Source organism: Bacillus sp. EB600 (assembly GCF_024494385.1).
In the GTDB taxonomy this organism is placed as follows: domain Bacteria; phylum Bacillota; class Bacilli; order Bacillales; family Cytobacillaceae; genus JAEVLT01.
Window position 1 is genome coordinate 82,312 of sequence record NZ_JAEVLT010000007.1, and the last position, 24,711, is coordinate 107,022.

Below are 24,711 nucleotides of genomic sequence, written 5' to 3' on the forward strand. Positions count from 1 at the left end.
TTTAAACATAACTAGTTTAGTTACACCCATAAATTGGAAAGGACATATCCAACAAAAGTAATTTTCCCCATTATGTTTACCAGTCTTTGTTAACATGGTGATCAGAATAAGGACATCCCTAAAGAGCATAGGATAGTATGATGGTTTAGCGGCCCTTTCGACTTTACGCTTCCTAGAGGAGGATCAAAGATGATTAAGAAGGATCGTCATATGGTGAAGCCCTATCTAGTAACGAGAAGTTTATTCCCTGAAAACCAAGAATCACCCATTCATTTTCTTAAGGATTCCATTATACATCCCCGCCATTTTTATCGACGAAATCATTATCCCTATCCTGATCTTCCACCAAAAACTTACTTATTATCCGTTGAAGGAAGTGTTCTTAGACCGCTGACTTTATCTTATGAAGAACTTTGCCAGCTACCCGCTAAAACAATCAAAGTCGTATTAGAATGTTCTGGAAATAAACGTACTTCCTTTCATCCAAAAGTATTTGGCGAGCAATGGGAGGAAGGAGCGATGAATCAATCCTATTGGAAAGGCGTCTCATTACAAACACTTTTTACCTATACTGGACTTAGCCAAAGGGCTCAAGAGGTAGTATTTGTAGGATATGATTACGGCGAACGAAAAGATTTAAATGAGACCTTTCATTTTGCGAGAAGTCTTCCAATGACTAAAGCACTTCATCCTGATACAATTCTTGCTTATGAACTAAACGGTAAACCCATTCCATTTAAACATGGATATCCTTTAAGACTGATTGCTCCTCAGTGGTACGCCATGGCATCTGTAAAGTGGGTTAAAAAGATTGTAGTAATTGAAGAGACTTTTCATGGTCCATTCCAGAAGATTGATTATGTGTATTATCCAGACAAAGACAGCAACGCGCAGAGCTATCCCGTGACGACGATGCATGTTAACTCAACGATTCAGCAGCCTCTCGATCATTCCATTTTAAAGCGAGGCACTCATGATATACAAGGGATTGCGTGGACAGGTGAAGGAACAATAGAGAAAGTTGAGATTAGCTTAGATCAAGGGAAAACCTGGAAATCTGCTTCTTTCGAACAGAACCCAACTGAACCCTATACATGGGTCAGTTGGAGCCTTTATTGGACAGCGAATCAAAAAGGGGAATATTCAATTTGGTCTAGAGCATCGGACTCAATGGGCCGAACCCAACCATATGAGCCCTTTTGGAATCGAAAAGGTTATGGTTATAATGCGATTTGTAAAGTAGATGTAAAGGTAGAATAGACTCCACTTCTCAATGGAAGGAGCGACTGAATTTGCTATAGCATATTTTAGTCACTTCTTCATCACGAAAGGGGACAGGCATATGTTGATAATAACATTATCTTACTATCTGTGCGTGACAGCTCAAGCATTACTAGTTAAAATAGAAGGATGAATCTAAAATGAATGAAATATTTAGGAAAATTGTGGATAAAAAAGCAATATTGAGATATGATGATTATTTTATTCCAACGAATAGTAGGGGAGCAATTATATGAAAAAGCGTATCGTAATTACGGGTATTGGAGCGGTCACTCCTTTGGGGAATGATGCTTTTACCACATGGGAAAACATTAAAAATGGAGTTTCGGGGATTGGTCCGGCAACAAGATTCGATACCGAAAGAGTGGATGTCAAAATCGCTGCGGAAGTAAAAGACTTTCTACCAGAAAGGTTTATGGACAAAAAAGAATCAAGAAGAATAGGCCGTTTTAGTCAATTTGCTGTTGCCGCAAGTAAAATGGCAGTAAAGGATGCAGGCATTCAAATCGGCGAAGATATTGATCCTGAACGAATAGGTGTGTGGATTGGATCAGGAATTGGCGGTTTAGGTGAGTTCGAAGAACAACATCAGAAATTCTTGGAAAAGGGGCAAAGAAGGGTTAATCCGTTTACGATTCCAATGTTTATTCCTGATATGGCTGCAGGCCAGGTTTCGATTGAACTTGGAGCGAAAGGAATCAACAATTGTTCGACGACGGCCTGTGCTTCTGGCGCTAATTCAATCGGGGATGCATTCCGCGCAATCCAAAAAGGGGATGTGGATATGATGATTGCTGGTGGAGCAGAAGCAACGGTTACAGGGATGACCGTCGCAGGATTTTCCAATATGACCGCACTTTCGAAAAATCCTGATCCAAAATCAGCAAGCAGGCCTTTTGATAAGAATCGTGATGGATTTGTCATTGGTGAAGGCGCTGGAATTGTGATATTAGAGGAATTAGAACATGCTTTGGCCCGTGGTGCTAGCATATATGGAGAATTGATTGGATATGGTTCCACTGGGGATGCCTATCATATTACGACTCCTGCACCAGACGGAGAAGGGGCCCAGCGATCGATGAAATTAGCATTGGCAGACGCTGAAATCTCTCCAGAACAAGTGGACTATATCAATGCCCATGGTACGTCCACCTATTACAATGACTTGTATGAAACGTTAGCAATCAAAAACGTCTTCAAAGAACATGCCTATCATCTATCTGTTAGTTCCACGAAATCAATGACTGGGCATTTGTTGGGAGCAGCGGGGGCGATCGAGGCTGTTTTTTCGTTGCTAACCATTAGGGAAGGAATCATCCCGCCAACGATTCATTATGAAACACCGGATGAAGAACTCGATTTAGACTACGTCCCGAATGTCGCAAAAAAGAAGGATGTTCAAGTGGTCTTATCGAATTCGTTAGGATTTGGAGGTCATAATGCGACATTGATTTTTAAAAAGTTTGTTTAGGGACGGTTCTTTTGTCAATTTTCGTTCCCTCCTTGGAAGCAAGAGAAACGTCCCCATAGGGGGATAAACGATATCCCTGGGATTATTTTCGTTTCTTTTTTGTAAGTTTAGAAAGAAAATTGCTTAAAAACTTCTTTTTTGGTACATCGGTCGGCGGTTGGTCCAGCGTTAAAACTGGTGATTTGTCTAAGGTTTTGTCCGTTGATATACCTGACGCTTTGACTAATGAGTCGTCTAACATTTTATCCGGCGATTGGTCCAGCATTATGGTCGAAGATTTGTCTTGAGTTATAACAAGTGAGTCGTCGAACCTTTTGCCCGATATTTCGCCAGGGGTTTTTACCGGTGGTTTAATCGGTGTATCTACTGGTAATTCAACTGGTTTTTCAGTTGAGGAATCGTCTAGCGTGCTGGTGGAGTATTCAATTGGTGTTTCAACTTGTTTTTCATCCAGTTTTTCATTTGTATGCCGTTGATTTTTGGTGAAAAAATCCCATATTATTTCTGATGCATTTGGACCAGAGGGGTCAGTATAAGAACCATTTGGGTTTCCGCCAGACCAAGTATGCCCCATTTTGTCGATCATCCAAAGTTCCAATAAGGGTTCACCGCTCCCATCACAGTAGATATGTTGAGTATAGCTTTTTCCATTGATGATATCCCCTTTAACTAGTGTCGGGGTAACATCAGCATACCCTTTACCGCCTTCTACTAGGAAATTGGTTTGAGTCCATTGGGTGATTACCTGCTGACCATTGATGGGGTGGACCGTTGTATCACAGATACCATGGAAAACAATAACCGGCATTTTTTTCTTGAATTGTCCCATTTCTTCAAAAGCACTGTTTCCACAAACATATGGATCAGGCACACCTTTTTCCATGCTTTTTTTGGCATCCTCTGCTAAAGGATCAGTTAGAAAAAATACATTGGCAGCGTCATAAGCTAGACCCGAGCAAATTCCAATCCCGCTAAAGACATCAGGATACGTTACTCCTAGAATACAGGCTAGTGATCCCCCTGCTGATAACCCCGCCGCGTACACTTTATTTGAATCAATACTGTACTTACTTTTCACTTCCTCAATGATCTCAAAAATTAACTTGGGATGTCCCTTCCCTCGGTGCTGATTTTTATCTAAAAACCAGTTCCAGCAGCCAAAAGGGTTATAACCTGCCGGATTAGAAGGATTAAACAGGTTGTTCATATTAGGATACAGTACGAGAAAGTTTTCCTGTTCTGCAAGTGTGTTCATGTTTGTTCCTGCAGCAAAGTCATCTGGATCTTGACCACAACCATGAAGCATCACCATCAAAGGAGTCTCTATATCTTCTTTATATTTACTCGGAACATAAAGCTTATATTTAAAATTTTGATAGGTAAAATCTTGAAATTCTCCCAAAGGACTCACCCTCCGTCTATTAATCTATATTTTCCCATTTTGATCGATGGCCGTAACGACACAAAGCTTAATTTTATAATTTTTACAAAAAATGAATAATGGAAGCTCGGTCATTTACTGGTGTTTGGATTGAATGATGGTGAGACAGATATGTAGTAAGGGGGTAAAAAACAGAAAAATCTCCAACAAGGAGGTCTAAAGGGACTTTTACTTAGTTGATTTTTTATATTCTCTGCTCATGTACAACCCAAGGGTAACATGGCATTTTTTAAAGAATTCTAACCTTGTTGGCTATTTTTTCGTTTGGATCTATTGTTTTAATAATATTAACAAAATTAAAAAAATATTAAACTTTATTTGTCTTGGATTTACTAAATTGATACGTAAAGCCCCTGCCTTTTGGCATGGGGAGCAGACAGTTTTATCGATACGTATTCAAAAGGAGCTGGGGAAGCTGTGTAAAAGGGAGCAACCATGAATTTCAGGCACAAAAGGCGAAGCCATTTATGTTTACTGGAGATACGATTTTATGGACCGTAGTTTGAGTTACGGGTAAGGGTTAGTCTGTTTTTCTTATCCGAGATTTCCTTTAGGCCAATTCGGATCATGAGGAATACAAAAACCCATGATACGACCATTAGTATTATTTGGCCAAACGGATAAATTCCTAGTAAAGGTGCGTCCCAAAGCGCGTGCATACTGACGACAAGCGCAAATATAAGTATGAATTTGGGCTTGAACAACATGTTAATCTGAAATTTCGAGTCTCCTTGTACCATGCAGATTGCAGCACCTGTCAAAGCAGCCCAAGCGACATGGCCGCCAGGAGAGAAAACACTTCGCCACAGAATTGTGGTGTAAAGCATGTGGAAACTGTCCGAAAGAAGGGCACGTAATGCATAACCAGCAGTTTCAAAGGCAGCGAAACCAGCACCTATTGCAGCACCCAGGAGCAGGCCATTAAGAACGAATTTATATTTAAGCGGGCGAACAAAAAAAATAACAGCAACGACTTTAGATAGTTCCTCAACGACTCCAATCGTAACGGGATTGATGTTATTCCGAAGAATATCATAAAAAACTACCGCTACTAAAAGCGAGAGGATTCCGCCGATAAAGACCACATAGACAATTTTATAAATGGCAATATTCTGAGGAGCGTTCATTTCCCAGAAAAAAATCAGTGTGGTGAAGGGAACTGCAAAAGCACCGACTACGATAAGACCTGGTACGAAGTTTATATTTCCGAACAAGCTTACCCCTATAAATAACCCTAAGTATGCAAGGAGAGCAATGAGGAATACTCTCGTAAAAAGCCAAGGCTTTGGCCATGTGGCCACCACCTCCTCAATTTTAGGCGTGGTGAGCGATGTTCCCACAATAAAAAGCCGTTCTGCCTCCATATCACTGTGCTTTCGAAACACCCGCGAAAATATATTTCGAAATTTAGGTTTCACTGACCGATGGCTCATCGGAACCCCGTCAACAAGCTGTGCAAACTCATAAAATAGGCTGTTTGAGTCCTGTTGGGTATTGTCTCCGCTAGTAAACTCATGTTCACAGTTTAAGCAGAACGTTAACCCTCTCGGATTAGAGTAGTCACAGTGTGCGCACTTCATATATCTTCCCCCTCTTGCCAAAGTTGAACAAATCGATATTTCAATAGTATAGGACCGTATAACTAATCCATATGGTTCAAACCATTCCTCGATAATATGTGTAAAAGTAAAGGAAAATACACCAATTAAATCCTGGTTATTCATTTCTACCCCATAATAAAGCCTATTTACCCTTTGGCAGGTAGATGATCAAGAAAGTGGATCGCAGGAATGAATCTTAAAAGAGCTATGAAAAAGGAGAGAAAAGGATGAACATGAACATCTTTTTCTCTCCTTATTATTAGGACTTATTTTATTGGTGTGAAAGTTGAGATAGTAAGTATTAAATCAGTCGAATTAGTTCTGAAAAAAAGTATATGAAAATTCCGTTGACTTATCTTTTTTTTAATAATACTATAAAATTAATAATTGTCGACAATCCATTATTTAATAAAATATTGTTAATTATTATGAACGTTTGACGGGGGGCTACTTACAGGTGGAACAAGAGAAAAAAGTTTATTTGAAGATAGAAGAGGAAGTAGGTACAATCTATATTAATCGTCCAGAAAAACGGAATGCACTTTCATTGGATATGTGGAAAGGTCTTATACAACTTGTTAATGAATGCAATGAGAATCCAAATGTGAAAATAATTGTTTTTCGAAGCAGCAGTCCGACAGCATTTTCTGCAGGTGCTGATATCAGTGAATTCAGCACGATTCGCTCCACGGAGGAAGGCGCTGCTGAATATAATGACATTACGATGATATTAGAAGAGAAGATAGCCAACTGTTTAAAACCAAGTATCGCTATGATCCAAGGCTTTTGTGTTGGGGGTGGCTGTGAAATTGCGGTAGCATGTGATTTCCGTTTTTCTGATTCTTCAGGGGTATTTGGAATTACGCCTGCTAAGTTAGGACTTGTTTATAACACACCTGGGACTAAAAATGTAGTCGATCTTGTGGGGCCATCTAAAGCAAAAGATATCCTATTGACCGGCCGTTTGCTATCTGCTGAAGAAGCTCTTAATATTGGTCTGATTGATCGAATTATTGATTCTGAGACGATTGAAGAAGAAACCTATCAATATGCAAAATTAATTAGTAACAACGCTCAATTTGCAGTGCGTAATTCAAAACGAATCATTAATGAAGTATTAAAAGGTGCTGTAGAGGATTCGGAAGAAACTGCCCAAATTATCCTTGAGTCTTTTACATCTAGTGATTATAAAGAAGGCGTAAAAGCGTTTTTAGAAAAAAGAAAACCAAAATTTACTTATCGATAATAAAACAATTAAGCCCATGTGTGAAGTTGTACCTGCACCTGGGCAAAACTTCTATTTACACGGACATGTACGATTCTGAACTTTAGTTCAAAGTTTTTGTAACATAAATTTTGTCATTTAATCTTTTTTGAAGGAACTTATCTTAATTATAGAAAGAGTGAAAACATGATTATCGATATTCATACTCATTTTGTACCTGAAAAACTACCAAATATGTTAAATCGGGTAGGGGGGGATAAATGGCCAGTTATTCAATGTGTATGTGGACAGCCAAACCATAGACATGTCATGATTTCAGGGGAAAACTTCCGTACGATCACTGACGAATCTTGGAGCCCGCAGAGGCGTATTGCAGATATGGATCAGGAAAATGTTGATATTCAGGTCGTGTCACCAATGCCACAGCTTTTGTCTTATTGGTTTAATGCACAGGATACATTGGATTTTTCCAGATACATCAATGAACAATTATCCGTTGCCATAGCTGAAAAACCAAATCGTTTTAATGGATTAGGAATGGTTCCTCTTCAAGACCCGGAATTAGCTGCAAAAGAACTTGGACGTTTGAAAAAGAATTATGGACTGCTTGGCGTTGAAGTTGGTACAAATATTAATGGTAAATCTATTGGAGACCCTTTTTTTGAACCATTTTTTGCGGAAGCAGAAGCACAGGGAATGGTCATTTTTATCCATGCCTTACATCCGCAAGGAAACGAAAGATTTATTGGGGCACCATTTGTAAATAACTTAGTTGGTTTTCCTACCGAAAATGGTTTGGCTATCTCATCCTTAATAACCGGTGGTCTATTAGAAAAACACCCTAATTTAAAAATCGTTTCTAGTCATGGAGGAGGTTCTTTTTCTGCTATCCTTCCTAGATTGAATCAGGGGTGGAAAATCAATCAACCATTTAGGGAATTTTGTCCAAAACCACCGAGTTACTATGCTCAAAAGATCTATTACGATACACTTGTTTATGATGTGAAAACGGTAAAATATTTAATAGACCTATATGGGTCTACTCAATTAATTGTTGGTTCTGATTATCCTTATGTGATAAAAGAAGAATATCCGGGTCATTGGATTGATGATTTAGAAGTGACACAAGAGATAAAAGATCAATTAAAGTATAAAAATGCATTACGCTTATTAGATATTGAAATATAGTCGCAAACCTAGGGTACTTAGCTTGTAAAATAAAAGATAGTAATAATTTAACTATTCAATAATTTTGAATTGTTCATGAGTCTTTTGGGAGGAGCTACAATGGCGGAATACAAGATTGATAATAATGCTATATCAAATATTATCATGGAAGATATTGTGAATGATATTATCCTTGGCAAATTAAAACCAGGAGATAAGCTGATTGAGGCAAAATATGCTGAAAAATTTGGTGTAAGCAGAGCACCTATTCGTGAAGCATTTAATACGTTAACAATCGAAGGGATTGTTGTGAAAGTTCCTCGAAAAGAAACGGTTGTAAAAGGATATACCAACGAAGAAATTTGGGATCTTGTGAGAATAAGAAAGTTTTTAGAAGACCTGGCTTTTGAGAAGGTAGTCACTAATACTCGGCTCACAAATTTGGTCCATGATTTAAAAAATATTGAAAGTAAAATGGATATGTTTAATACAAAAGATTATGCAAAATTGAACCAGGAATTCCATTTACGGATCATAAGCGAAAGTGAAAGTGATGTACTTATTGCTATGTATACTAGGATGGCAAGATTATTATTGTCACTTCAGTTAGTAGCAATAATGGAAACGAAGAATTTAAGCAATTCACACGAAGAGCATAAAAATATTATTCTAATGTTAGAACAAGGAAATATCCTTGAGGCACAAAAAGTATTAAATCAACATAATGAAGCTTTCTTACAAAATATCAAAAACCATTTATTGAAGAAGGAAAATGAAATTTTCCAACAGAACTAGCTAAAAGCGGAAGATGTACCGGCAAACATTTGTTTAATTTGCCGGTTTTTATAGGGAAAAAACAGTCTGAAAATTTAAGTAAATTAAATTTTCTAAAAATATTGACATATGTTTGAGCAGTACTTATAATTTAATTAAAGTAATGATTGTCGACAATCAACAAATACTCAGATCATTATTTGTAAGCGCTATAATCCAATAGCTAAAACTAAAAACAGCAAATCTATTCTATCGAATAGTAGAAAGCGAGGAAAAAATGAATTCTATTTGGAATAATTTCATCGGCCACGAAGTGAAGCAATCTTTTTATCAAGCAGGGAATATTCGTACAAGAGCCATAGAAGCTGGTCAAGGGGAACCGTTAATTTTCTTACATGGAACTGGAGGGCACGCTGAAGCTTACTCTAGAAACATCATAGCTCACGCTGAATATTTCCATGTTTATTCAATAGATATGATTGGCCATGGTTTTACTGATAAACCTGATAACATCGTTTACAATCTTGATACTTATGTTCAGCATCTAAGAGATTTTGTTGAGGCCATTGGGGCAACAAAGGTCAATATTTCTGGTGAATCGCTTGGCGGACAGGTAGCGATCATGTTTGCCTATAAATATCCTGAATTAGTAAATCGTATTGTCATTAACACAGGAATGATTGCACCAAGATCGGAACAAGGAATGAAGGAATTAAATGACATGTTAACTAGAGCTAAAGGTGCTGCAACTACCATGTCAAAAGAAGCGGTGAAAAAGAGATTAGAGTGGCTAATGTATGATCCGAACGATGTCTCTGAAGAATTAATTGAGTTAAGACACTATATCTATAACCTACCAGGTGCTGCACAAATCATGTATAAAATTACTGAAGGTGTAATAAGCAATGAATCAACGGATAGAGACAATAGCTTCCTATCTGAAATTGAAACAGAAGCGTTAGTCTTTTGGTCAAACCATAATCCAGGTGCTTCTTGGGAAGAGGCTAAAGTTCATGCGCAAAAATTTCCAAATCACAAATTTTACTTAATGGAAAATGATGCAGCGCATTGGCCACAATGGGAGAATCCAGAGGAGTTTAATAAAGTTCATATTGATTTCTTAAGATTTGGAATTAAATCAAAGGTTTTAGGCTGATTTAGAACATTTTAAGGGGAGATTATTGTGGGTCAGGATGTTAAAGTTGCGAATAAATATCTGAAAATAGACAGGGAGAAATGTATTTTTAATGTGCCACACAAAGCTTTTATTGATCAAGATATTTTTGAGAAAGAAAGAGATAGAATTTTTAATAAATGTTGGCTTTATCTAGGTCATGAGTCTGAGGTTGAAAAAGTAAACGAATACAAAACTCGTACTGTTGGTGGAAGACCACTAATCTTTAATAAAGATAGTAACGGACAAATCAATGCATTCCTAAATGCTTGTCCACACCGTGGGGCAATGGTTTGCCGTGAACGTGAAGGAAACAGCAAAGTCTTCCGCTGCTTCTATCATGCATGGACTTTTAATAATAAAGGGGAATTAGCAGGAACTCCAGATGGAAAAAATGGTTATTCTGAAGACCACAACGCAGATGGTTCCAAGAACTTAATCAAAGTTCCAAGATTAGAAAGCTATCGCGGATTTATTTTTGTTAATTTCGACAAGGATGCTATGGGCTTAGAAGATTATCTTGCGGGTGCTAAAGAATATATCGATTTGGTGGCTGACCAGTCAGAAATCGGCATGGAAATTGTTCATGGAACACAAGATTACAGTGTGAGAGCGAACTGGAAGCTTCTTTCTGAAAATAGTGCCGATGGTTATCATGCTCTACCTACACACAAAACTTATTTTGAATATGTTATCGAAACAAATGAAATCAAATACGACAAAAATAAAGAAGATTTAAGTATTGCAAGAGATTTAGGAAATGGACATGTGGTAACGGAAAAAGCAGGTATGTATCCTTGGGGACGTCCAGTTGCTAAATGGATCCCTGCCTGGGGAGAAGATGGAAAGAAAGAAATTGATGCTATTAGACAACGTCTAGTTGACCGTTTTGGTGAAGAGAGAGCGAAGAGAATTGCTGAACATGATTTTAACATGATTATCTTCCCTAACCTTGTTATTAACAATATTATGGCTGTCACCGTTCGAACATTTTATCCAAAATCACCAACATATATGGAAGCAACTCAATGGGCAATTGGTCCAAAAGAGGAAGATCGGAAGCTTAGACATCGCCGTTTGGATAACTACTTAGAATTCCTGGGACCAGGAGGCTTTGCTACACCGGATGATAATGAAGCACTTGAATTGTGCCATAGAGGCTATGAAGCTACTAATGGTGAAGGCTGGAATGATCTATCAAAAGGTATGCATAAGGAATTAAGAGGAGAAACTCCAAAGAACTATGATGAATACCATATGCGTGCATTTTGGGTTCAATGGGAAAAAATGTTGACAAAAGAATAAAGGAATGAGCGAAGAAAGAAAGGAGTCGTGTTAAATGACAGTTGCAAGCACTGTATCTAAAGATTTAGTAGAAGAGTTTTTATATCAAGAGGCTGATCTTTTAGATGAATGGAAACTAATGGAATGGTCTGAATTATTCACTGAGGATGGTACCTATTTGGTGCCATCCACAGATATCCCGAATGGAGATCATGAAACAGAGCTATTTTTAATCGCTGATAATCATCATCGTTTAGTTCAACGAGCAAAAAGGTTACTTAAAAAAGAAGCGCATGTTGAATTTCCTCATTCTACTACACGCCATATGTACAGTAATATACGTGTTCACGATACGGTTGACGGGGTAACATATGTAACTTGTAATTTTTCAACATACCGAATCAAAAGGGAATTTATGGATAACTATGTAGGCCAAATCAAATTCAAGCTTGTTTTCAACGGGGAGAACATTAAGATTCAACAAAAGAGAGTTGTTCTTGATTTGGCTGCACTAAGACCACAAGGGAAAGTAAGTATTATTCTATAAATTTAGTAGAAGGGGTAGAGTGGGATGATTAGATATAGAAAATTAGGGTATGTTGCATTGAATGTATCCGATCTTGAACAATCAAAAGAATTTTATACCAAAATGGTTGGGTTAGAGTGTGTTTCAGCTAAAGAAAATGAACCAGTTTTTTTGAGATGTACCAGTGATCACCATAATGTCATTCTATATCAAACAGATAGGGAGCCTGGCCTTAAACGAATTGGTTTTGAACTAGAAAGTGATGAACAAATTGAAATCGCATTCAAACATTTTCAAGAACATGGTTTAGAACCTTATTACATTGATGAGGAAGAACAAAGTTTATTAAAGCAAACAAAAACGTTCCGTTTTACTGAACCTTACTCAGGAGCAACATTAGAATTTTACAATTATCAATATCATCTTCCTCATGAATTCAAAAATGAAATTACGAAATTTGAAACTTTAAGTCATGTTGTTATAAAAGTACCAGAATACGAAAAAGCCGTTAAGTTTTATAGAGAAGTGGTAAATTTTAAAGTATCAGATATGGTTGGTAATGGTATTACCTTCATGCGTTGTTTCCCAAATCCATACCATCATTCTTTTGCAGTGGCAAACGGAACAAAACCACAGTTACATCACATTGCTTTTAAAGTAGTAGATATTAATGATATTGGTATTGGTAGAACTAGAATGGCGAACAATGATATTCCAATTGTTCATGGACCAGGACGTCATTTGCCTTCTGGAAGTATTTTCCTTTATTTCCTTGATCCAGATAAATTAACGGTTGAATTCACGATGGGGATGGAAGCATTTCCTGAAGAAGATCCTCGTAAACCACGGTATTTACAGCCTCATATTGAATCAATTGACATTTGGGGAACAGTGCCAGATCCAAGAAAGGCTGCATTTGGAAGTGTTGAAAATTTAAAAGAGATTAATAGTGCAATAAAAAATTAATATAAGTCTATCAGGAGGAGCTAACATATGAATAGTAGCAAAAAGTTAGCAGGAAGATCAGCCATTGTTACAGGAGGTTCCAAAGGGATTGGGCTTGCCATTGCAAAAAGATTAGCAGAGGACGGAGCAGATGTCTTATTAGCAGCAACTTCTGATCCAGTTATAGAAAATGCAAAGACAATCGCAGAAGAGTATAATGTCAAAGCGGACTATTATATTGGGGACCTTAGTAAAGAAGAACATGCCTATGCAATGGTAAATAAAGCAATCGAGAGCTTTGGAAAAGTGGATATTCTTGTTAATAATGCTGGTGGGGGTGTGATCCTACCATTTCTAGAACATACAGCTGAAACGTTGAAGACGACGCTTGATCGGAATTTGTGGACGACTATTTGGGGTTGTAAAGCCGTTCTTCCACATATGGTAGAAAAAGAGTATGGTAGAATTATTAACATCGGTGGAGATTCAGTTCGAAATGGTTTATGGAATCATGCCGGGTATAATGCAGCAAAAGGTGGAGTCCATGCAATTGTCACTGGACTTGCAAGGGAATTTGCTCAATATGACATTACAGCAAACTGTGTTGCCCCTCCACAAGTATTAACAGATCGAAAATTAAAAGCAGATAATTTAAGAAGAATTGATGATGATTTGAACCAGAAGTTCAAAAGTATTATTCCAAAAGGAAGACCTGCAAATATGAGTGAAGTGGCCGCAGTCGTAAGCTTTTTAGCAGCTGATGAAGCTTCCTTTGTGACGGGCCAGGTAATTAGTGTAAATGGTGGAAGTACGATGCTTTAACACTAAGTTTTGCGAAACTGGAGTGGAATTTAAATTTTAATATCTGAAAATTCAAATAAAATAAAGGATTATGATTTAAAGTTAGATAATATTCTTTAAAGCCATGCTAAAATACCGCCTGCCTTTAGCAGGTGGCTCTTCATCTTTTTTTACTCTATTAACACTATATTCATAGTTTAAGTGATATTAACCATCCGATGACTAAAGATAGATCATTCAATTCAAAAGCTGTTCAGGACTTTATTCTACTATCACATTTAGAACTGTTAGGGGGGTGAATATTTTTAAAAAAAACATTGTGTAATTTATTTGTAAGCGGTTGCTTCCATATCCATATAAAAAGGGGAGAATTAAATGAGAAAAAGCAGTTTATTAATTTCTATATTATTAATCATTGGATTACTACTTTCAGCCTGTGGAGGTCAAAAAACAACATCAGGGAGCGCGACATCAGGTAGTAAGAGTTCAGGAAGCAGCAAAGATCAAATTGTCATCAAAATGGCGGATCATTATCCTACAGGACATTTCTTACTGAAACCTACGGAGGACTTTCAAAAAAGAGCTATCGAACTATCACATGGAAAAATTAAATTTGACTATTATCCAGGAGGACAACTTGGTTCAATCAACGAAATGGGGGGGCTTGTAAAAGATGGCGCAGTTGACTTAGGATATACTCTAGTCGCATCGGCTGGATTCCTCCCGTTAACTTCGGTTACATCACTTCCATCGGTACTTACTAACTCAACAGATGAAGGAACAGCCTTTGCACAGCTTTTGGATGGACCTTTAGCATCAGAATGGGAAAAGAATGGATTAAAACCAATATACAGCTTTGTGAACCCGCCTAATAGTATACTATCAACTAAAAAGAAGATAACTTCAATTAATGATTTAAAAGGTTTAAAAGTTAGAGGCTCTGGTGGTGTTCTTAATTTTATTCCGGAAATATTTGGAGCTTCTGGTGTTTCGATCGGAGTAAATGATTTATATGAGAGCATGCAAAGGGGAGTTGCAGACGCAGCGTTATTTCCGATCTCGAGTGCACCATCCTATCATTTAAATGAAATGACAAAATATGTGCTGACAGGCACTAACTTTGGGGCAACAACTCAAGTTTATGCTATGAATCTAAAGAAATGGAACTCCTTACCAAAGGATGTTCAAGACGCATTAATACAAGCAGGTAAAGAAGCTACCGCAGCACATGCTAAACTTATGGACCAAAAAGAAAAGGAATCAATTGAAACGTTTAAAAAGGATGGTATACAGATCACAGAAGTAACTCCCGAACAGCACAAACAGATTTTGAAAAAAGTGGAACCAGTAGATAAACAATGGTTAGAAGGTATGAAACAAAAGGGAATTGATGGTACAAAAATATTACAAGACTATCGATCCATTACTGAAAAAGTATCTGAAAATAAAAAGAAGTAGTGAGGAGGACCTATGAAAGCTTTTGCTAATGCTGTCAACAAAATTGACCATTTTTTCTTCATACTGGCACAAATTATTCTTGTGATTACGATGCTATTCTCAGCACTGGATACCATTTTAAGGTATGTATCAAAGTCTCCGATTGTTGGCGGTTACGAGATTATTTCTGAATATATGTTACCATACTTAGTATTTTTTGCGATTAGCTATGTTTTTAAACAAGGAGAACATGTTAGAGTAACATTGTTAATTAGATTACTTTCTAGTAAAACTCGAGAGGTTTTAATGTTTATAACAAATTGCCTGAGTGTTTTGCTAATTGGTGTTTTAACCTATACCACTTATGTTAAAACATTTAATGCATTCCAGGATGGTGAATATTCTTCAAATGTATTAGCTTACCCGTTATGGCCGGCATACGCAGTCTTAGTAGTCGGTTATGGAATTCTTGCGATTCGAATAATCCTGACGATCATCAGGAAAGAGAATCCATATTTACAGTCAGAGGCAGAATAGTTTCTAACAATATCCTTTTTATTCGAATTAGCTGAGTGGAGGTTAAAATATGCTCGTCTTGACAACATTTGTTCTCTTGATCCTCCTTATAGCTATTGGGATGCCCGTTGGTTTTACAATGGGCATCGCAGGGCTGGTGGGTTTGATTTTATTTAGTGGTTTTGATACCACGATTACTTATTTGAGTCAGATATCCTTTAGTTCTGTAGCAAGTCCCACATTAGCAACTGTCCCTTTATTTATTTTAATGGGTGAGTTAGTGTCCAGTGGCGGTGTGGCAAAAGACTTATTTAATGCTGTTCAAAAGTTTTTAGGCCGTATCCCAGGCGGAGTTGCAATTACTACGGTGTTCACCAGTGCTGCTTTTGGATCGATGTCCGGTTCTACAACGGCTGCGGCCGGTGCGTTATCTCGGATTACAATGCCTGAGTTTAGAAGACTAGGATATGAACCTGGGCTTGCCAGCGGGGTTGTGGCTGTTTCAGGAACATTAGCTATATTAATTCCGCCTAGTATACCCATGATTATTTATGGAGTAGCCACACAAACGTCGATTGGTAAGCTATTGTTGGCAGGGCTTATTCCCGGAATTGTGACAGCCGTAGTCTATATTATCGGAATCATATTTTGGAATAAGATGAAACCTGGAATAATGCCAAAAGGGGAAAAATATACCTGGAAAGAAAAATTTAGCTCTCTAAAAAATTTATGGGGCTTCGCGATCATTGTTGGTTTTATTTTGTACGCTTTGTATGGCGGGATTGCTACACCGACAGAAGTGGCGGCATTAGGTTCATTATTCGCATTAGTATTTCTTTTAATGATGCGACGTCTTAATTGGAAGAGCTTTTCCCTGGCGCTTCAGCGAACGCTCACTTCAACGGCTATGATATTTGTCATTATCATTGGTGCAAATATCTACGCTAAATTCATAACCTTAACGAACGTAGCAAGAAACTTGCTTGAGTGGCTAACTCAACTTAATATTGGTCCATGGGGCATTATGTGTATATTAATTGTTCTCTACCTATTATTAGGCTGTGTAATGGATCAAATTGCTATTCTTGTGATCACTCTGCCAATAACATTCCCACTTGTGATGTCTTTTGGTTTTAGTCCGATTTGGTTTGGAGTCATTGTTATTAAATTAGTTGAAATAGGTTTAGTAACACCGCCGGTTGGTATGAATTCATTTATCGTAAGCGGCGCTGCGGGGGTACCACTGGAAAAGGTGTTTAAAGGTACCGGAATGATGCTTTCATTTGAAGCCTTAACATTAATAATTTTACTAGCTTTCCCAATCATTACTACAGTTTTGGTTCAATAGCTAAGATGAAAAATAATTTTTTTAGTCTACAGTATACTATTGAACTCAGTATTTAATCACTTCTAAAAGAGTAGAGGCTGTCTCAAAAAGGTTTGCCCCTAACCTAAAATACATAGCAAAAGATTAAGTAAGTTTGCAGTATTTTGTAGGGGTGGGGCTGAACCTGTGTTTGAGATATCCTCTATTTTTTGATTCAACCGCTTTTTTAAGAAAAAGAAAAATATCTTCAAAAACATATAAATTACATAGAATATTTGAAATATTATAATAAAGATACCCTATTGATTTTGATCAACTAAATGCGATGACCAACTTATAGGAAAGCAATAAGGATAAAGCATAGAGGAGAGATATGATTTGCTCAGAAAAATTCGAATGTTTTGTTATACCATTACCTTTATTTTCTATATGTTGAGTGTTCCTTTTCCAAACACAAATATAAAGATTACCCTGGCTGTTCTCTCATTTGTTTGTATTTTACTATCATTACTTTCAATGCGGGGAATGATGTTATTCATTTCGATCTTATTTTTATGTTTAGGTGGATTGATCATAATTGCAGAAGGGAAAAGTTTGTATGTCCAGTTTTATAACTTCTACAATATGGTAAATCTTTTAACCGTAATAGGGCTGGTGACATTACTAACAATTCCGGTTAAAATATCAGGTTATTTAGATTACATTGAAGTTTTAACAAGAACTAAAGTGAAAAAGCCAAGCCAATTTTTTTCTATGACACAATCTTTAGCATATGGAACGGGCAGTGTTATGCATATGGCTTCAATGCCTATGACACATACACTTATCAAGGAATCCAGCAAGAATATGAATATTCCAAACAAAGTTATGGCACATGGTCTGATACAAGGGTACTCCTTATCAATGCTGTTGAGTCCATTAGGTATCGGTTTTACCCAGGTTGTAGACACGACAAAAGCTACCTTTTTTGAGACATTCTTTTTTTGTTTAGCTCTTTCCTTATTAGGTTTAGCGATTGGCCGTTTGTTAGACTCAAATGAATTGAAAAGAATCTCCTTTCAGTCTTACACCTCTTCTCATGGTAAAATGCGCTATAAGCTAATTTTTTCGCTAATCATTCCATTAGCTATTTTTATTGTGGGAATCGTTTTACTAAATGAATGGCTGCATTGGGGCTTTATTTATTTAATTTCTATTTTGATTTTTCCTTTTTCTTTTCTTTGGAGTGCGGCAATAAAAAAAACAAAAGAGTATTTGCGACAAGTTTCCAGTCATTTTCAAAATGGAATACCAGGGATGTTCAATATGTTTGGGTTATTGTTAAGTGCAGGATTTTTTGTCGGTATTCTTGAATCCTCTACTATTTTTCAAAAAATGATCAGTGGATTGAAATGGAGTGCAAATTATATTAACCCAAGCGTCTTTGTTATTTCATTTATGCTGATTATTATTATTTTATCGGTAGTAAGCATGCATCCGCTTGTTGCATTTACGATTGTCTTACACATCGTAGATCCTGCAACGATTGGCATACCGGCATTTCTTTGGGGTGGAGCGTTATTGTCAGCAATGGTGATCGGAATGGCTGTTAGTCCTTTTTCGGGTACTACAGCTTTAATGGCTAATTTAGTGAATACTACATCACTGCAAGTAGCTAAATGGAATGCTCCTTTTGGTACTGGATTTTTTATTGTAGTCAGCTTAGTGGTAGTTATTATTGGTAATTTTTTTTAGTGAAAACTCTTTCCTTCATTAGAATTAAAAGAATATTCGGAAAATATAAATTTACTAACAATTAACTAAACTATATAATCAAGCAAACGGATTGCCGACAATACTAAGAAATAATAGAAAGGGAATGATATTGGAATGTCTTAGATAATGGAAAGCTTTGAAAAAGATAAGAAAAAAGATTTAATTCATTCGTTGTAATTGAACCTGATTAACTTGTTCATTAGTATTGTAAGCGCTAACAAAAGAAAAAGGTAAAATCAAAGCTTGTGAAAATCAAGAATCAGCCTCTAGCAACAAGGAAGGTTCAAAAGTGTTTTATTAAAAGGTCTGATGACCCAATCACCAATTGACTAGCTAATATGTTGTGATTTGCCTAAAAACAGGAAAAGGGAGATGGACATGCGTAAATTAAATGTTGGTAAAATGATTGAGGAGAGTAAATTTAATCGTTTCCATTTTATGGTTTTATTTTTGCTTACTTTTATTATTGTATTTGACGGGTTTGATCTTGTCTCATTCGGAGCCGTAATCCCGGTGCTTATGAAAGAGTGGGGCCTAACTCCAATTCAAGCTGGTGCACTTGGAAGCTACACTTTAATTGGGACGATGATTGGAACGCTCATTTTTGGCTTATTGGCAGATAAAGTAGGCAGGAAAAATATTATTTTATTTTGTTTCACTTTATTTTCTGTTTTTACAGGGTTGATTTGGTTTGCAAATAATCCAACCGTTTTTGGAGTTTATCGATTTATTGGAGGTTTGGGGCTTGGTGGAGTATTACCGAATGTAATCGCCTTGATGACAGAATATTCTCCAAAAAAATGGCAAAGTACATCTGTTACCATTATTGAGGGTGGATTTGCCTTTGGAAGCGCTATTGCTGCAACAGTAGCTATTTTTGTAATACCAAATTTTGGATGGAGACCATTGTTCTTAGTAGGTGCACTTCCATTGCTGACGCTTCCTATCTTGTACAAATACCTACCTGAATCACCAGGTATCTACTTAGCAAAAAATAAAAAAGAAAAGCTAACTTTTGCACTAACAAAAATAATTCCTGGTTTTAGACCTGAAAAAGGTGATGAATATGAAATTACAATTCCTGAGAAATCAGAATTTCCTGTTGCCAGCCTATTTAAAAATAAGCGGGCAATAAGCACGAGTTTGATTTGGCTCGGAACGGCATTTGGCTTATTAATGGTTTACGGACTAAATACATGGCTTCCTAAATTTATGCAAACAGCAGGGTTCGCTTTAGGATCAAGCTTAGCATTCCTGGTTGTCTTAAATTTTGGTGCCATTTTTGGCGGGGTCTTCGGTGGCTGGTTGTCAGATAGATGGAATGGAAGAAAAGTAGTCATATTTTTCACATTAATTGCAGCTGTTGCCTTTATATTACTTAGTTTTAAAACGAACACTTTTATTACCTATCTTCTAATTTTTGTTGCCGGTGCTACCACAATTGGTACGACATATACCGCTAATGCCTATATTTCACAATATTACCCAAGCAAAATGCGTTCCACGGGCGTTGGCTGGGCGCTGGGAATTGGAAGGATTGGAGCAGTATTGGGACCGACACTTGGAGGAGTCTTGTTAACAATGAATTTACCAATCAAAATAAACTTTTTGATCTTAGCTATTCCAGGTCTTATTGTTGCTCTATCGTTCTTGATGATTAAAGACAGATATAGTAATGCCTATACAGAGGACATTAAAAAAGCAAATCAAATAGTTGAGCAAACAGACACCTTAAGCCCAAATGAAGTGTAATTTTAGATGCTGTTGAGCAGGAAGGGGAACGGACACCATGCGTTCCCCCTTTTTATTTTGAAACCGATTTCAATAAAGTCTGGACTCCAAACAGGATCAACTTTCTGTCAATAAAGAGTGGAGTAACATCTTAGAACCTTTTATTTTTATTTTTTTTCTATATACCCATTTTCTATTTGTTGTTTCATCGTTTTAATAAAATCCCTAGCAGGCTTTAAAAAGCTCCTTTTTTTTGAACGTACTAATCCATAAGTTAAATTTGATCGTTCATAATTGACTAGTGGAATACAAATAATGTCTCCATTTAGTACACTGGGGTCATTTTTGATGATTGCATCAGAAAGAAGGGTTATCGCGATCCCGCTCATAACTAATTTCTTAAGAATTTCAGTATTGTACGTTTGAAAAAGCATTTGGATATGACCGTATTGCTGGCAAATATTTTCATAGACATGTTTTGTACTTGAATATAAAACGAGCGTTTGGTCCAACAATTCTTCGGGCGCAATACTGTCTTTGAAAGCAAGGGGTGATTTTCTACTTACACAGACACAAAGCCTCCCCTGTGATAAGGTATCAAAATGCAGAATATTTTTGTATAGGTTACCCCATTCAATCCAAGTACTTTCGTTAACAGCGATAAATCCAATATCTGTTTCATTTTCTTTAAGAATCTCTAATGCTTCCAAATGTTCTTTAATTGTAATATTAATATGCGGATAAGCTCGTTGATAATTAAATAGGGTATCGGGCAAATGGGTAAGTAAAATACTTGGGCTGCTCACGATACTTAAATGATTATTATCTAAATCGTTATGTGTTTTTGTTTCATTTTCTAATTCTTCTAATTTAAGTTGGACCTCAAAGGCTTTCTCTATGACTTTTTTTCCTTGATCCGTTGGTTGAGCCCCCAACCGCGATCTTTTAAATAATTTAATCCCATATCTTTCCTCAAAATTTGCAATGGATTGACTAATGGTCGAGACGGATACATGGCGTTTTTGGGCAGCTTTTGTAAGGGAACCTGTTTTTGCTACTTCAACAATGTATTCTATTTGCTCAATCTGCATTTTCTAGCTCCTTCTTTAAGTAAAATTGAAATCATATTCAGAAATATACGATTTACTTTTGAATATTCTAAATTATATAATAATTGTAACGAATTGTCGACAATCAACTTAAAAAGATTGCAGACAAACCAATAAAAATAATAGAGAGGAATTGATAATCTGAACCAATTCAAAAGATGGGAGGAACTTGGAGCCAGCTACTTTATATATTAAGGATATTTTAGTTGAGGGGGATTTCAGATGCATATAGATGTAGTTCAATTAGACGATCGGATAAAGCAGCTAAAAAATAATTTGATTATTACTGCTAAGAGAACTGGATTGAATAGTCCTAATACCATTGCATGTAGTCAAGAATTAGATCAGCTCATTATCTTAGCTATTAAGGGTCGGGAAATTCTAATACCATACCAGGTAAATTGATTTGCTAAAATCGTGGGGGATATCGATGAGTCAAACAAAAAGTTGTGAAAATATCATTTCATTAAATAATATTAACTGGATACGAAATGGGAAACAAATATTAAATGGTGTGTCATGGGAGGTTAAAAAAGGGGAGCATTGGGCGCTGTTGGGATTAAACGGATCAGGAAAAACATCTCTTTTAAAAATTATTACCGGCTATCAATGGCCAAATTTTAATAGTGGTAATACTTATGTTCTGGGAAAACTTTATGGCAGAACCAATATTCCTGAGTTACGGAAATCAATTGGTTGGGTAAGTTCCTCATTTGATCAGGAATACCAAGCAAATGATACGGCACTTGAAGTCGTCTTAAGCGGTAAATTTGCGTCGATTGGATTATATGAGAAAGTTACCGAGAATGATGTAAAAAAAGCTACTGAAATACTTGATCAATTTAGAATCAAACATTTATCCAATCAAATCATCCACTCCCTTTCTCAAGGTGAAAAAAGAAAAGTAATGATTGCAAGGGCACTCATGTCTTCGCCGCGTTTATTAATTTTAGATGAGCCTTGTAATGGATTAGACATTTATTCAAAGGAAGAGCTATTAAACACTATTGAAGATTTAACGGCTGCAACGAACGGTCCGACTATAATATATGTTACACATCATATCGAAGAAATTGTTCCATCTATAACACATGTTTTGTTGATCGATGCGGGTAACGTTATTGGTAGAGGAGATAAAAAGAATACATTAACAGAATCATTATTGGAAAAGACCTTTCATGTCCCTATAAGCTTAGAATGGGAGAATGAGCGGCCGTGGCTCCGGATTAAATCAGTAATACAGACTTTAAAAGGCTAAAACTTGAAGGTTTCCCTACAGTCTACTATTGAACCAAAGACATTTTTATACAAAGTTATGTAAATGGTCTCAAATGAATATATTATATTCCTATATTATGTTAGGGTGTGCAAATCAGCGAAATTGGGAAAAGTTCTGTGTAGATGTGATCAATAAGCCAGAATGGATTACAAACCAACTTTTTATTGATAATACCATGCGGTTGGAAAACATTGAATATTTGGAAAATGAGATTGAAACTATATTGATTCTTTGTGAATCGACATATTGGTTAGACCGTTGTGAAAAAGCTGGTGTTCCTGCTGGTCCGATTAATCGTTTTGATACCTGTTATTGGGAAAATGAAAACTATTGGAATTCCAACCACTTTTTAGAAACACCAGGTGAAATTCGGACCCCTGCTCCTTTATTAGGGGAACATACGGAACAAATTATTGCAACTTTAAACTTTTCAAAAGATGAGGTAGATCTATTCGAGAAAAAAGGGATTATTAAATCTTTTTCTAATACGATCGCTGCAACATAAAAGGGAATAAATAACTATACCAATCCCTTTTGATACTTTCAATTAGTTATGAGGATTATCTATTATTGGAATATTTTTTCAAATATAAATTAAGCTTTACAACTATTGTGATATGGACAATGTTAATAAAGTGATTAAAAAAGGAGGAATTGAAAAATGAAAGCAATCGTAGTGAGTGAATTTGGAGGACCTAACGTGCTTCAATACAAGGGCATTGATATTCCTACTATCAGTCCAAATCAAGTGCTGGTTCGAGTTGTAGCCACAAGTGTTAATTTTGCAGATATTGGATCAAGATATGGTAAATATCATGGTGGAAAGCAGCCTCCATTCATTCCTGGATTAGATGCAGCTGGAGTAATCGAAAAAGTGGGGTCTGGTGTTCAAAATTTAAAAGTGGGACAACGAGTTATTGCTTTTCCTAAAAATGGTTCGTACGCAGAATATATCGTTGCCGATGAAAACCTCACTTTTATCCTGCCAGATCATGTCGATTTTCAAACTGCTGCCGCTAGTCCATTAGTATCCTTTACATCCTATAAACTCCTTGCCGATGTTGCAAGACTTGAACCAGGTGAAACTGTTCTTATCCATGCTGCTGCTGGCGGCATCGGAACAACAGCCATTCAATTAGCTAAAATATTAGGTGCTGGAAAAGTCATTGGAACAGTTGGAAGTGAAAATAAAATGGCAACTCCACTGGAAGTTGGTGCCGATCATGTTATTTGTTATGAGAAAGAAGATTTTGCCAGCAGGGTAAATGAATTAACAGATGGAGAAGGAGCAAATGTCATTCTTGATCCTATCTCTGGTTGGGTAACGGAAAAAGGTATTGATTGTTTGGCTGGGTATGGTCGTATGGTCATATTTGGAAATGCCAGCAAATCAATAGCCCAAATTAAAACGAAGGATTTACATTCAAGCTGTCGATCCGTACTTGGATTCAGTATCACGACAACAAGAAATAAGCGCCCACATCTACTAAAAGAAACAGCTGATAAAGTTCTGGGCTATTTAGCAGATGACCAACTGAAAATTAAAATTGGAAATGTATTTGCCCTTGAAAATGCTGCAGATGCCCATAGTTTAGTAGAAAGTAGAAAAAGTCTTGGCAAAGTGTTACTTGAAATTAAATAGAATTAAGGATATTTGTGAAAATCAAGAATACTTAGTTATTTGAGTGATAAACAAAGTCGTGGAAAATTACAGGTTTGTCGGGGCTGTCCCAACAGAAAAGGTGTTAGACACCCTACGGGACAGTCTTATTTGTTTATATAAAACATTCAATTGATTATAAACCCTATTCATTTGACAGGAATATTCTTGGGTTTAAAACGAAAAAGTTATCGGTTTTCAAGATGA

The 24,711-nt window shown here is 36.6% G+C and carries 22 protein-coding genes; 19 read left to right on the top strand and 3 right to left on the bottom strand.

Annotation, left to right across the window (positions count from 1 at the left end; translation table 11 throughout):
- The first annotated feature begins 189 nt into the window (after positions 1 to 189).
- Entirely contained in the window at positions 190 to 1,260 is a 1,071-nt protein-coding gene (locus JN080_RS09950) for a sulfite oxidase (protein WP_256235824.1), read from the top strand.
- A gap of 253 nt (positions 1,261 to 1,513) precedes the next feature.
- The gene (fabF, locus tag JN080_RS09955; RefSeq protein ID WP_256235825.1) at positions 1,514 to 2,752 is read left to right on the top strand and encodes a beta-ketoacyl-ACP synthase II; all 1,239 of its coding nucleotides are present in this window, start codon (positions 1,514 to 1,516) and stop codon (positions 2,750 to 2,752) included.
- 82 nt (positions 2,753 to 2,834) lie between these two features.
- Here fabF and JN080_RS09960 read toward each other — a convergent pair whose 3' ends face one another.
- Both JN080_RS09960 and JN080_RS09965 read right to left on the bottom strand, forming a co-directional pair.
- Positions 2,835 to 4,154, bottom strand: a complete 1,320-nt coding sequence (locus JN080_RS09960; protein ID WP_256235826.1) for an extracellular catalytic domain type 1 short-chain-length polyhydroxyalkanoate depolymerase — start codon at positions 4,152 to 4,154, stop codon at positions 2,835 to 2,837.
- A gap of 527 nt (positions 4,155 to 4,681) precedes the next feature.
- Positions 4,682 to 5,917, bottom strand: coding sequence for a PrsW family glutamic-type intramembrane protease (locus tag JN080_RS09965; protein ID WP_256235827.1), 1,236 nt, complete (start codon positions 5,915 to 5,917; stop codon positions 4,682 to 4,684).
- A 334-nt stretch (positions 5,918 to 6,251) separates the two neighbouring features.
- Between JN080_RS09965 and JN080_RS09970 the strand changes: the two genes are divergently transcribed.
- From JN080_RS09970 to JN080_RS10030, 13 genes are all read left to right on the top strand, one after another.
- A complete protein-coding gene (locus JN080_RS09970; protein WP_256235828.1) occupies positions 6,252 to 7,040 on the top strand; it encodes an enoyl-CoA hydratase-related protein in 789 nt (262 codons plus the stop codon).
- A gap of 165 nt (positions 7,041 to 7,205) precedes the next feature.
- A complete protein-coding gene (locus tag JN080_RS09975; protein WP_256235829.1) occupies positions 7,206 to 8,207 on the top strand; it encodes an amidohydrolase family protein in 1,002 nt (333 codons plus the stop codon).
- Between the two features lie 99 nt (positions 8,208 to 8,306).
- Positions 8,307 to 8,981 carry a GntR family transcriptional regulator gene (locus tag JN080_RS09980; protein WP_256235830.1) on the top strand — a complete coding sequence of 225 codons (675 nt, stop codon included), beginning with the start codon at positions 8,307 to 8,309 and terminating at the stop codon, positions 8,979 to 8,981.
- A gap of 256 nt (positions 8,982 to 9,237) precedes the next feature.
- Complete coding sequence (locus tag JN080_RS09985; protein WP_256235831.1) at positions 9,238 to 10,116, top strand: alpha/beta fold hydrolase; 879 nt, start codon at positions 9,238 to 9,240, stop codon at positions 10,114 to 10,116.
- A gap of 27 nt (positions 10,117 to 10,143) precedes the next feature.
- Positions 10,144 to 11,439 carry an aromatic ring-hydroxylating oxygenase subunit alpha gene (locus tag JN080_RS09990; RefSeq protein WP_256235832.1) on the top strand — a complete coding sequence of 432 codons (1,296 nt, stop codon included), beginning with the start codon at positions 10,144 to 10,146 and terminating at the stop codon, positions 11,437 to 11,439.
- 34 nt (positions 11,440 to 11,473) lie between these two features.
- Positions 11,474 to 11,965 (top strand): aromatic-ring-hydroxylating dioxygenase subunit beta, encoded by a 492-nt coding sequence (locus JN080_RS09995; RefSeq protein WP_256235833.1) that lies wholly within the window; start codon positions 11,474 to 11,476, stop codon positions 11,963 to 11,965.
- Between the two features lie 24 nt (positions 11,966 to 11,989).
- Positions 11,990 to 12,910: a VOC family protein gene (locus tag JN080_RS10000; protein ID WP_256235834.1), complete on the top strand. Its 921-nt coding sequence runs from the start codon at positions 11,990 to 11,992 to the stop codon at positions 12,908 to 12,910.
- A gap of 27 nt (positions 12,911 to 12,937) precedes the next feature.
- The gene (locus JN080_RS10005; protein ID WP_256235835.1) at positions 12,938 to 13,711 is read left to right on the top strand and encodes an SDR family NAD(P)-dependent oxidoreductase; all 774 of its coding nucleotides are present in this window, start codon (positions 12,938 to 12,940) and stop codon (positions 13,709 to 13,711) included.
- A gap of 354 nt (positions 13,712 to 14,065) precedes the next feature.
- A complete protein-coding gene (locus tag JN080_RS10010) occupies positions 14,066 to 15,148 on the top strand; it encodes a TRAP transporter substrate-binding protein (protein ID WP_256235836.1) in 1,083 nt (360 codons plus the stop codon).
- 12 nt (positions 15,149 to 15,160) lie between these two features.
- Positions 15,161 to 15,664 (top strand): TRAP transporter small permease, encoded by a 504-nt coding sequence (locus tag JN080_RS10015; protein WP_256235837.1) that lies wholly within the window; start codon positions 15,161 to 15,163, stop codon positions 15,662 to 15,664.
- 49 nt (positions 15,665 to 15,713) lie between these two features.
- Positions 15,714 to 16,991 (top strand): TRAP transporter large permease, encoded by a 1,278-nt coding sequence (locus JN080_RS10020; protein ID WP_256235838.1) that lies wholly within the window; start codon positions 15,714 to 15,716, stop codon positions 16,989 to 16,991.
- A gap of 357 nt (positions 16,992 to 17,348) precedes the next feature.
- Positions 17,349 to 18,704, top strand: coding sequence for a hypothetical protein (locus tag JN080_RS10025; protein WP_256235839.1), 1,356 nt, complete (start codon positions 17,349 to 17,351; stop codon positions 18,702 to 18,704).
- Between the two features lie 399 nt (positions 18,705 to 19,103).
- On the top strand, positions 19,104 to 20,477 hold the full coding sequence (locus JN080_RS10030; protein ID WP_256235840.1) for an MFS transporter: 1,374 nt from the start codon (positions 19,104 to 19,106) through the stop codon (positions 20,475 to 20,477).
- A 146-nt stretch (positions 20,478 to 20,623) separates the two neighbouring features.
- Here the strand turns inward: JN080_RS10030 and JN080_RS10035 are convergent, their stop codons facing one another.
- Positions 20,624 to 21,547: a LysR family transcriptional regulator gene (locus tag JN080_RS10035; protein ID WP_256235841.1), complete on the bottom strand. Its 924-nt coding sequence runs from the start codon at positions 21,545 to 21,547 to the stop codon at positions 20,624 to 20,626.
- Positions 21,548 to 21,787: 240 nt separating this feature from the next.
- Here JN080_RS10035 and JN080_RS10040 point away from each other — a divergent pair, with 240 nt between their 5' ends.
- From JN080_RS10040 to JN080_RS10055, 4 genes are all read left to right on the top strand, one after another.
- On the top strand, positions 21,788 to 21,970 hold the full coding sequence (locus JN080_RS10040; RefSeq protein ID WP_256235842.1) for an aspartyl-phosphate phosphatase Spo0E family protein: 183 nt from the start codon (positions 21,788 to 21,790) through the stop codon (positions 21,968 to 21,970).
- Between the two features lie 25 nt (positions 21,971 to 21,995).
- Complete coding sequence (locus tag JN080_RS10045; RefSeq protein ID WP_256235843.1) at positions 21,996 to 22,823, top strand: ABC transporter ATP-binding protein; 828 nt, start codon at positions 21,996 to 21,998, stop codon at positions 22,821 to 22,823.
- A gap of 73 nt (positions 22,824 to 22,896) precedes the next feature.
- A complete protein-coding gene (locus JN080_RS10050; protein ID WP_256235844.1) occupies positions 22,897 to 23,349 on the top strand; it encodes a CoA transferase in 453 nt (150 codons plus the stop codon).
- A 156-nt stretch (positions 23,350 to 23,505) separates the two neighbouring features.
- Positions 23,506 to 24,486: a quinone oxidoreductase family protein gene (locus tag JN080_RS10055; RefSeq protein WP_256235845.1), complete on the top strand. Its 981-nt coding sequence runs from the start codon at positions 23,506 to 23,508 to the stop codon at positions 24,484 to 24,486.
- Positions 24,487 to 24,711 lie beyond the last annotated feature (225 nt).

What these genes read in the sequence shown, in the direction of transcription:
- JN080_RS09995 (WP_256235833.1), top strand. Translation starts at nt 11,474, where the DNA reads ATGACAGTTGCAAGCACTGTATCTAAAGATTTAGTAGAAGAGTTTTTA.
- JN080_RS10050 (WP_256235844.1), top strand. Translation starts at nt 22,897, where the DNA reads ATGAATATATTATATTCCTATATTATGTTAGGGTGTGCAAATCAGCGA.
- JN080_RS10000 (WP_256235834.1), top strand. Translation starts at nt 11,990, where the DNA reads ATGATTAGATATAGAAAATTAGGGTATGTTGCATTGAATGTATCCGAT.
- JN080_RS10045 (WP_256235843.1), top strand. Translation starts at nt 21,996, where the DNA reads ATGAGTCAAACAAAAAGTTGTGAAAATATCATTTCATTAAATAATATT.
- JN080_RS09950 (WP_256235824.1), top strand. Translation starts at nt 190, where the DNA reads ATGATTAAGAAGGATCGTCATATGGTGAAGCCCTATCTAGTAACGAGA.
- JN080_RS09975 (WP_256235829.1), top strand. Translation starts at nt 7,206, where the DNA reads ATGATTATCGATATTCATACTCATTTTGTACCTGAAAAACTACCAAAT.
- JN080_RS09980 (WP_256235830.1), top strand. Translation starts at nt 8,307, where the DNA reads ATGGCGGAATACAAGATTGATAATAATGCTATATCAAATATTATCATG.
- JN080_RS10005 (WP_256235835.1), top strand. Translation starts at nt 12,938, where the DNA reads ATGAATAGTAGCAAAAAGTTAGCAGGAAGATCAGCCATTGTTACAGGA.
- JN080_RS10030 (WP_256235840.1), top strand. Translation starts at nt 19,104, where the DNA reads ATGCGTAAATTAAATGTTGGTAAAATGATTGAGGAGAGTAAATTTAAT.
- JN080_RS10040 (WP_256235842.1), top strand. Translation starts at nt 21,788, where the DNA reads ATGCATATAGATGTAGTTCAATTAGACGATCGGATAAAGCAGCTAAAA.
- JN080_RS10015 (WP_256235837.1), top strand. Translation starts at nt 15,161, where the DNA reads ATGAAAGCTTTTGCTAATGCTGTCAACAAAATTGACCATTTTTTCTTC.
- JN080_RS09965 (WP_256235827.1), bottom strand. Translation starts at nt 5,917, where the DNA reads ATGAATAACCAGGATTTAATTGGTGTATTTTCCTTTACTTTTACACAT.
- JN080_RS09985 (WP_256235831.1), top strand. Translation starts at nt 9,238, where the DNA reads ATGAATTCTATTTGGAATAATTTCATCGGCCACGAAGTGAAGCAATCT.
- JN080_RS10055 (WP_256235845.1), top strand. Translation starts at nt 23,506, where the DNA reads ATGAAAGCAATCGTAGTGAGTGAATTTGGAGGACCTAACGTGCTTCAA.
- JN080_RS10020 (WP_256235838.1), top strand. Translation starts at nt 15,714, where the DNA reads ATGCTCGTCTTGACAACATTTGTTCTCTTGATCCTCCTTATAGCTATT.
- JN080_RS10035 (WP_256235841.1), bottom strand. Translation starts at nt 21,547, where the DNA reads ATGCAGATTGAGCAAATAGAATACATTGTTGAAGTAGCAAAAACAGGT.
- fabF (WP_256235825.1), top strand. Translation starts at nt 1,514, where the DNA reads ATGAAAAAGCGTATCGTAATTACGGGTATTGGAGCGGTCACTCCTTTG.
- JN080_RS10010 (WP_256235836.1), top strand. Translation starts at nt 14,066, where the DNA reads ATGAGAAAAAGCAGTTTATTAATTTCTATATTATTAATCATTGGATTA.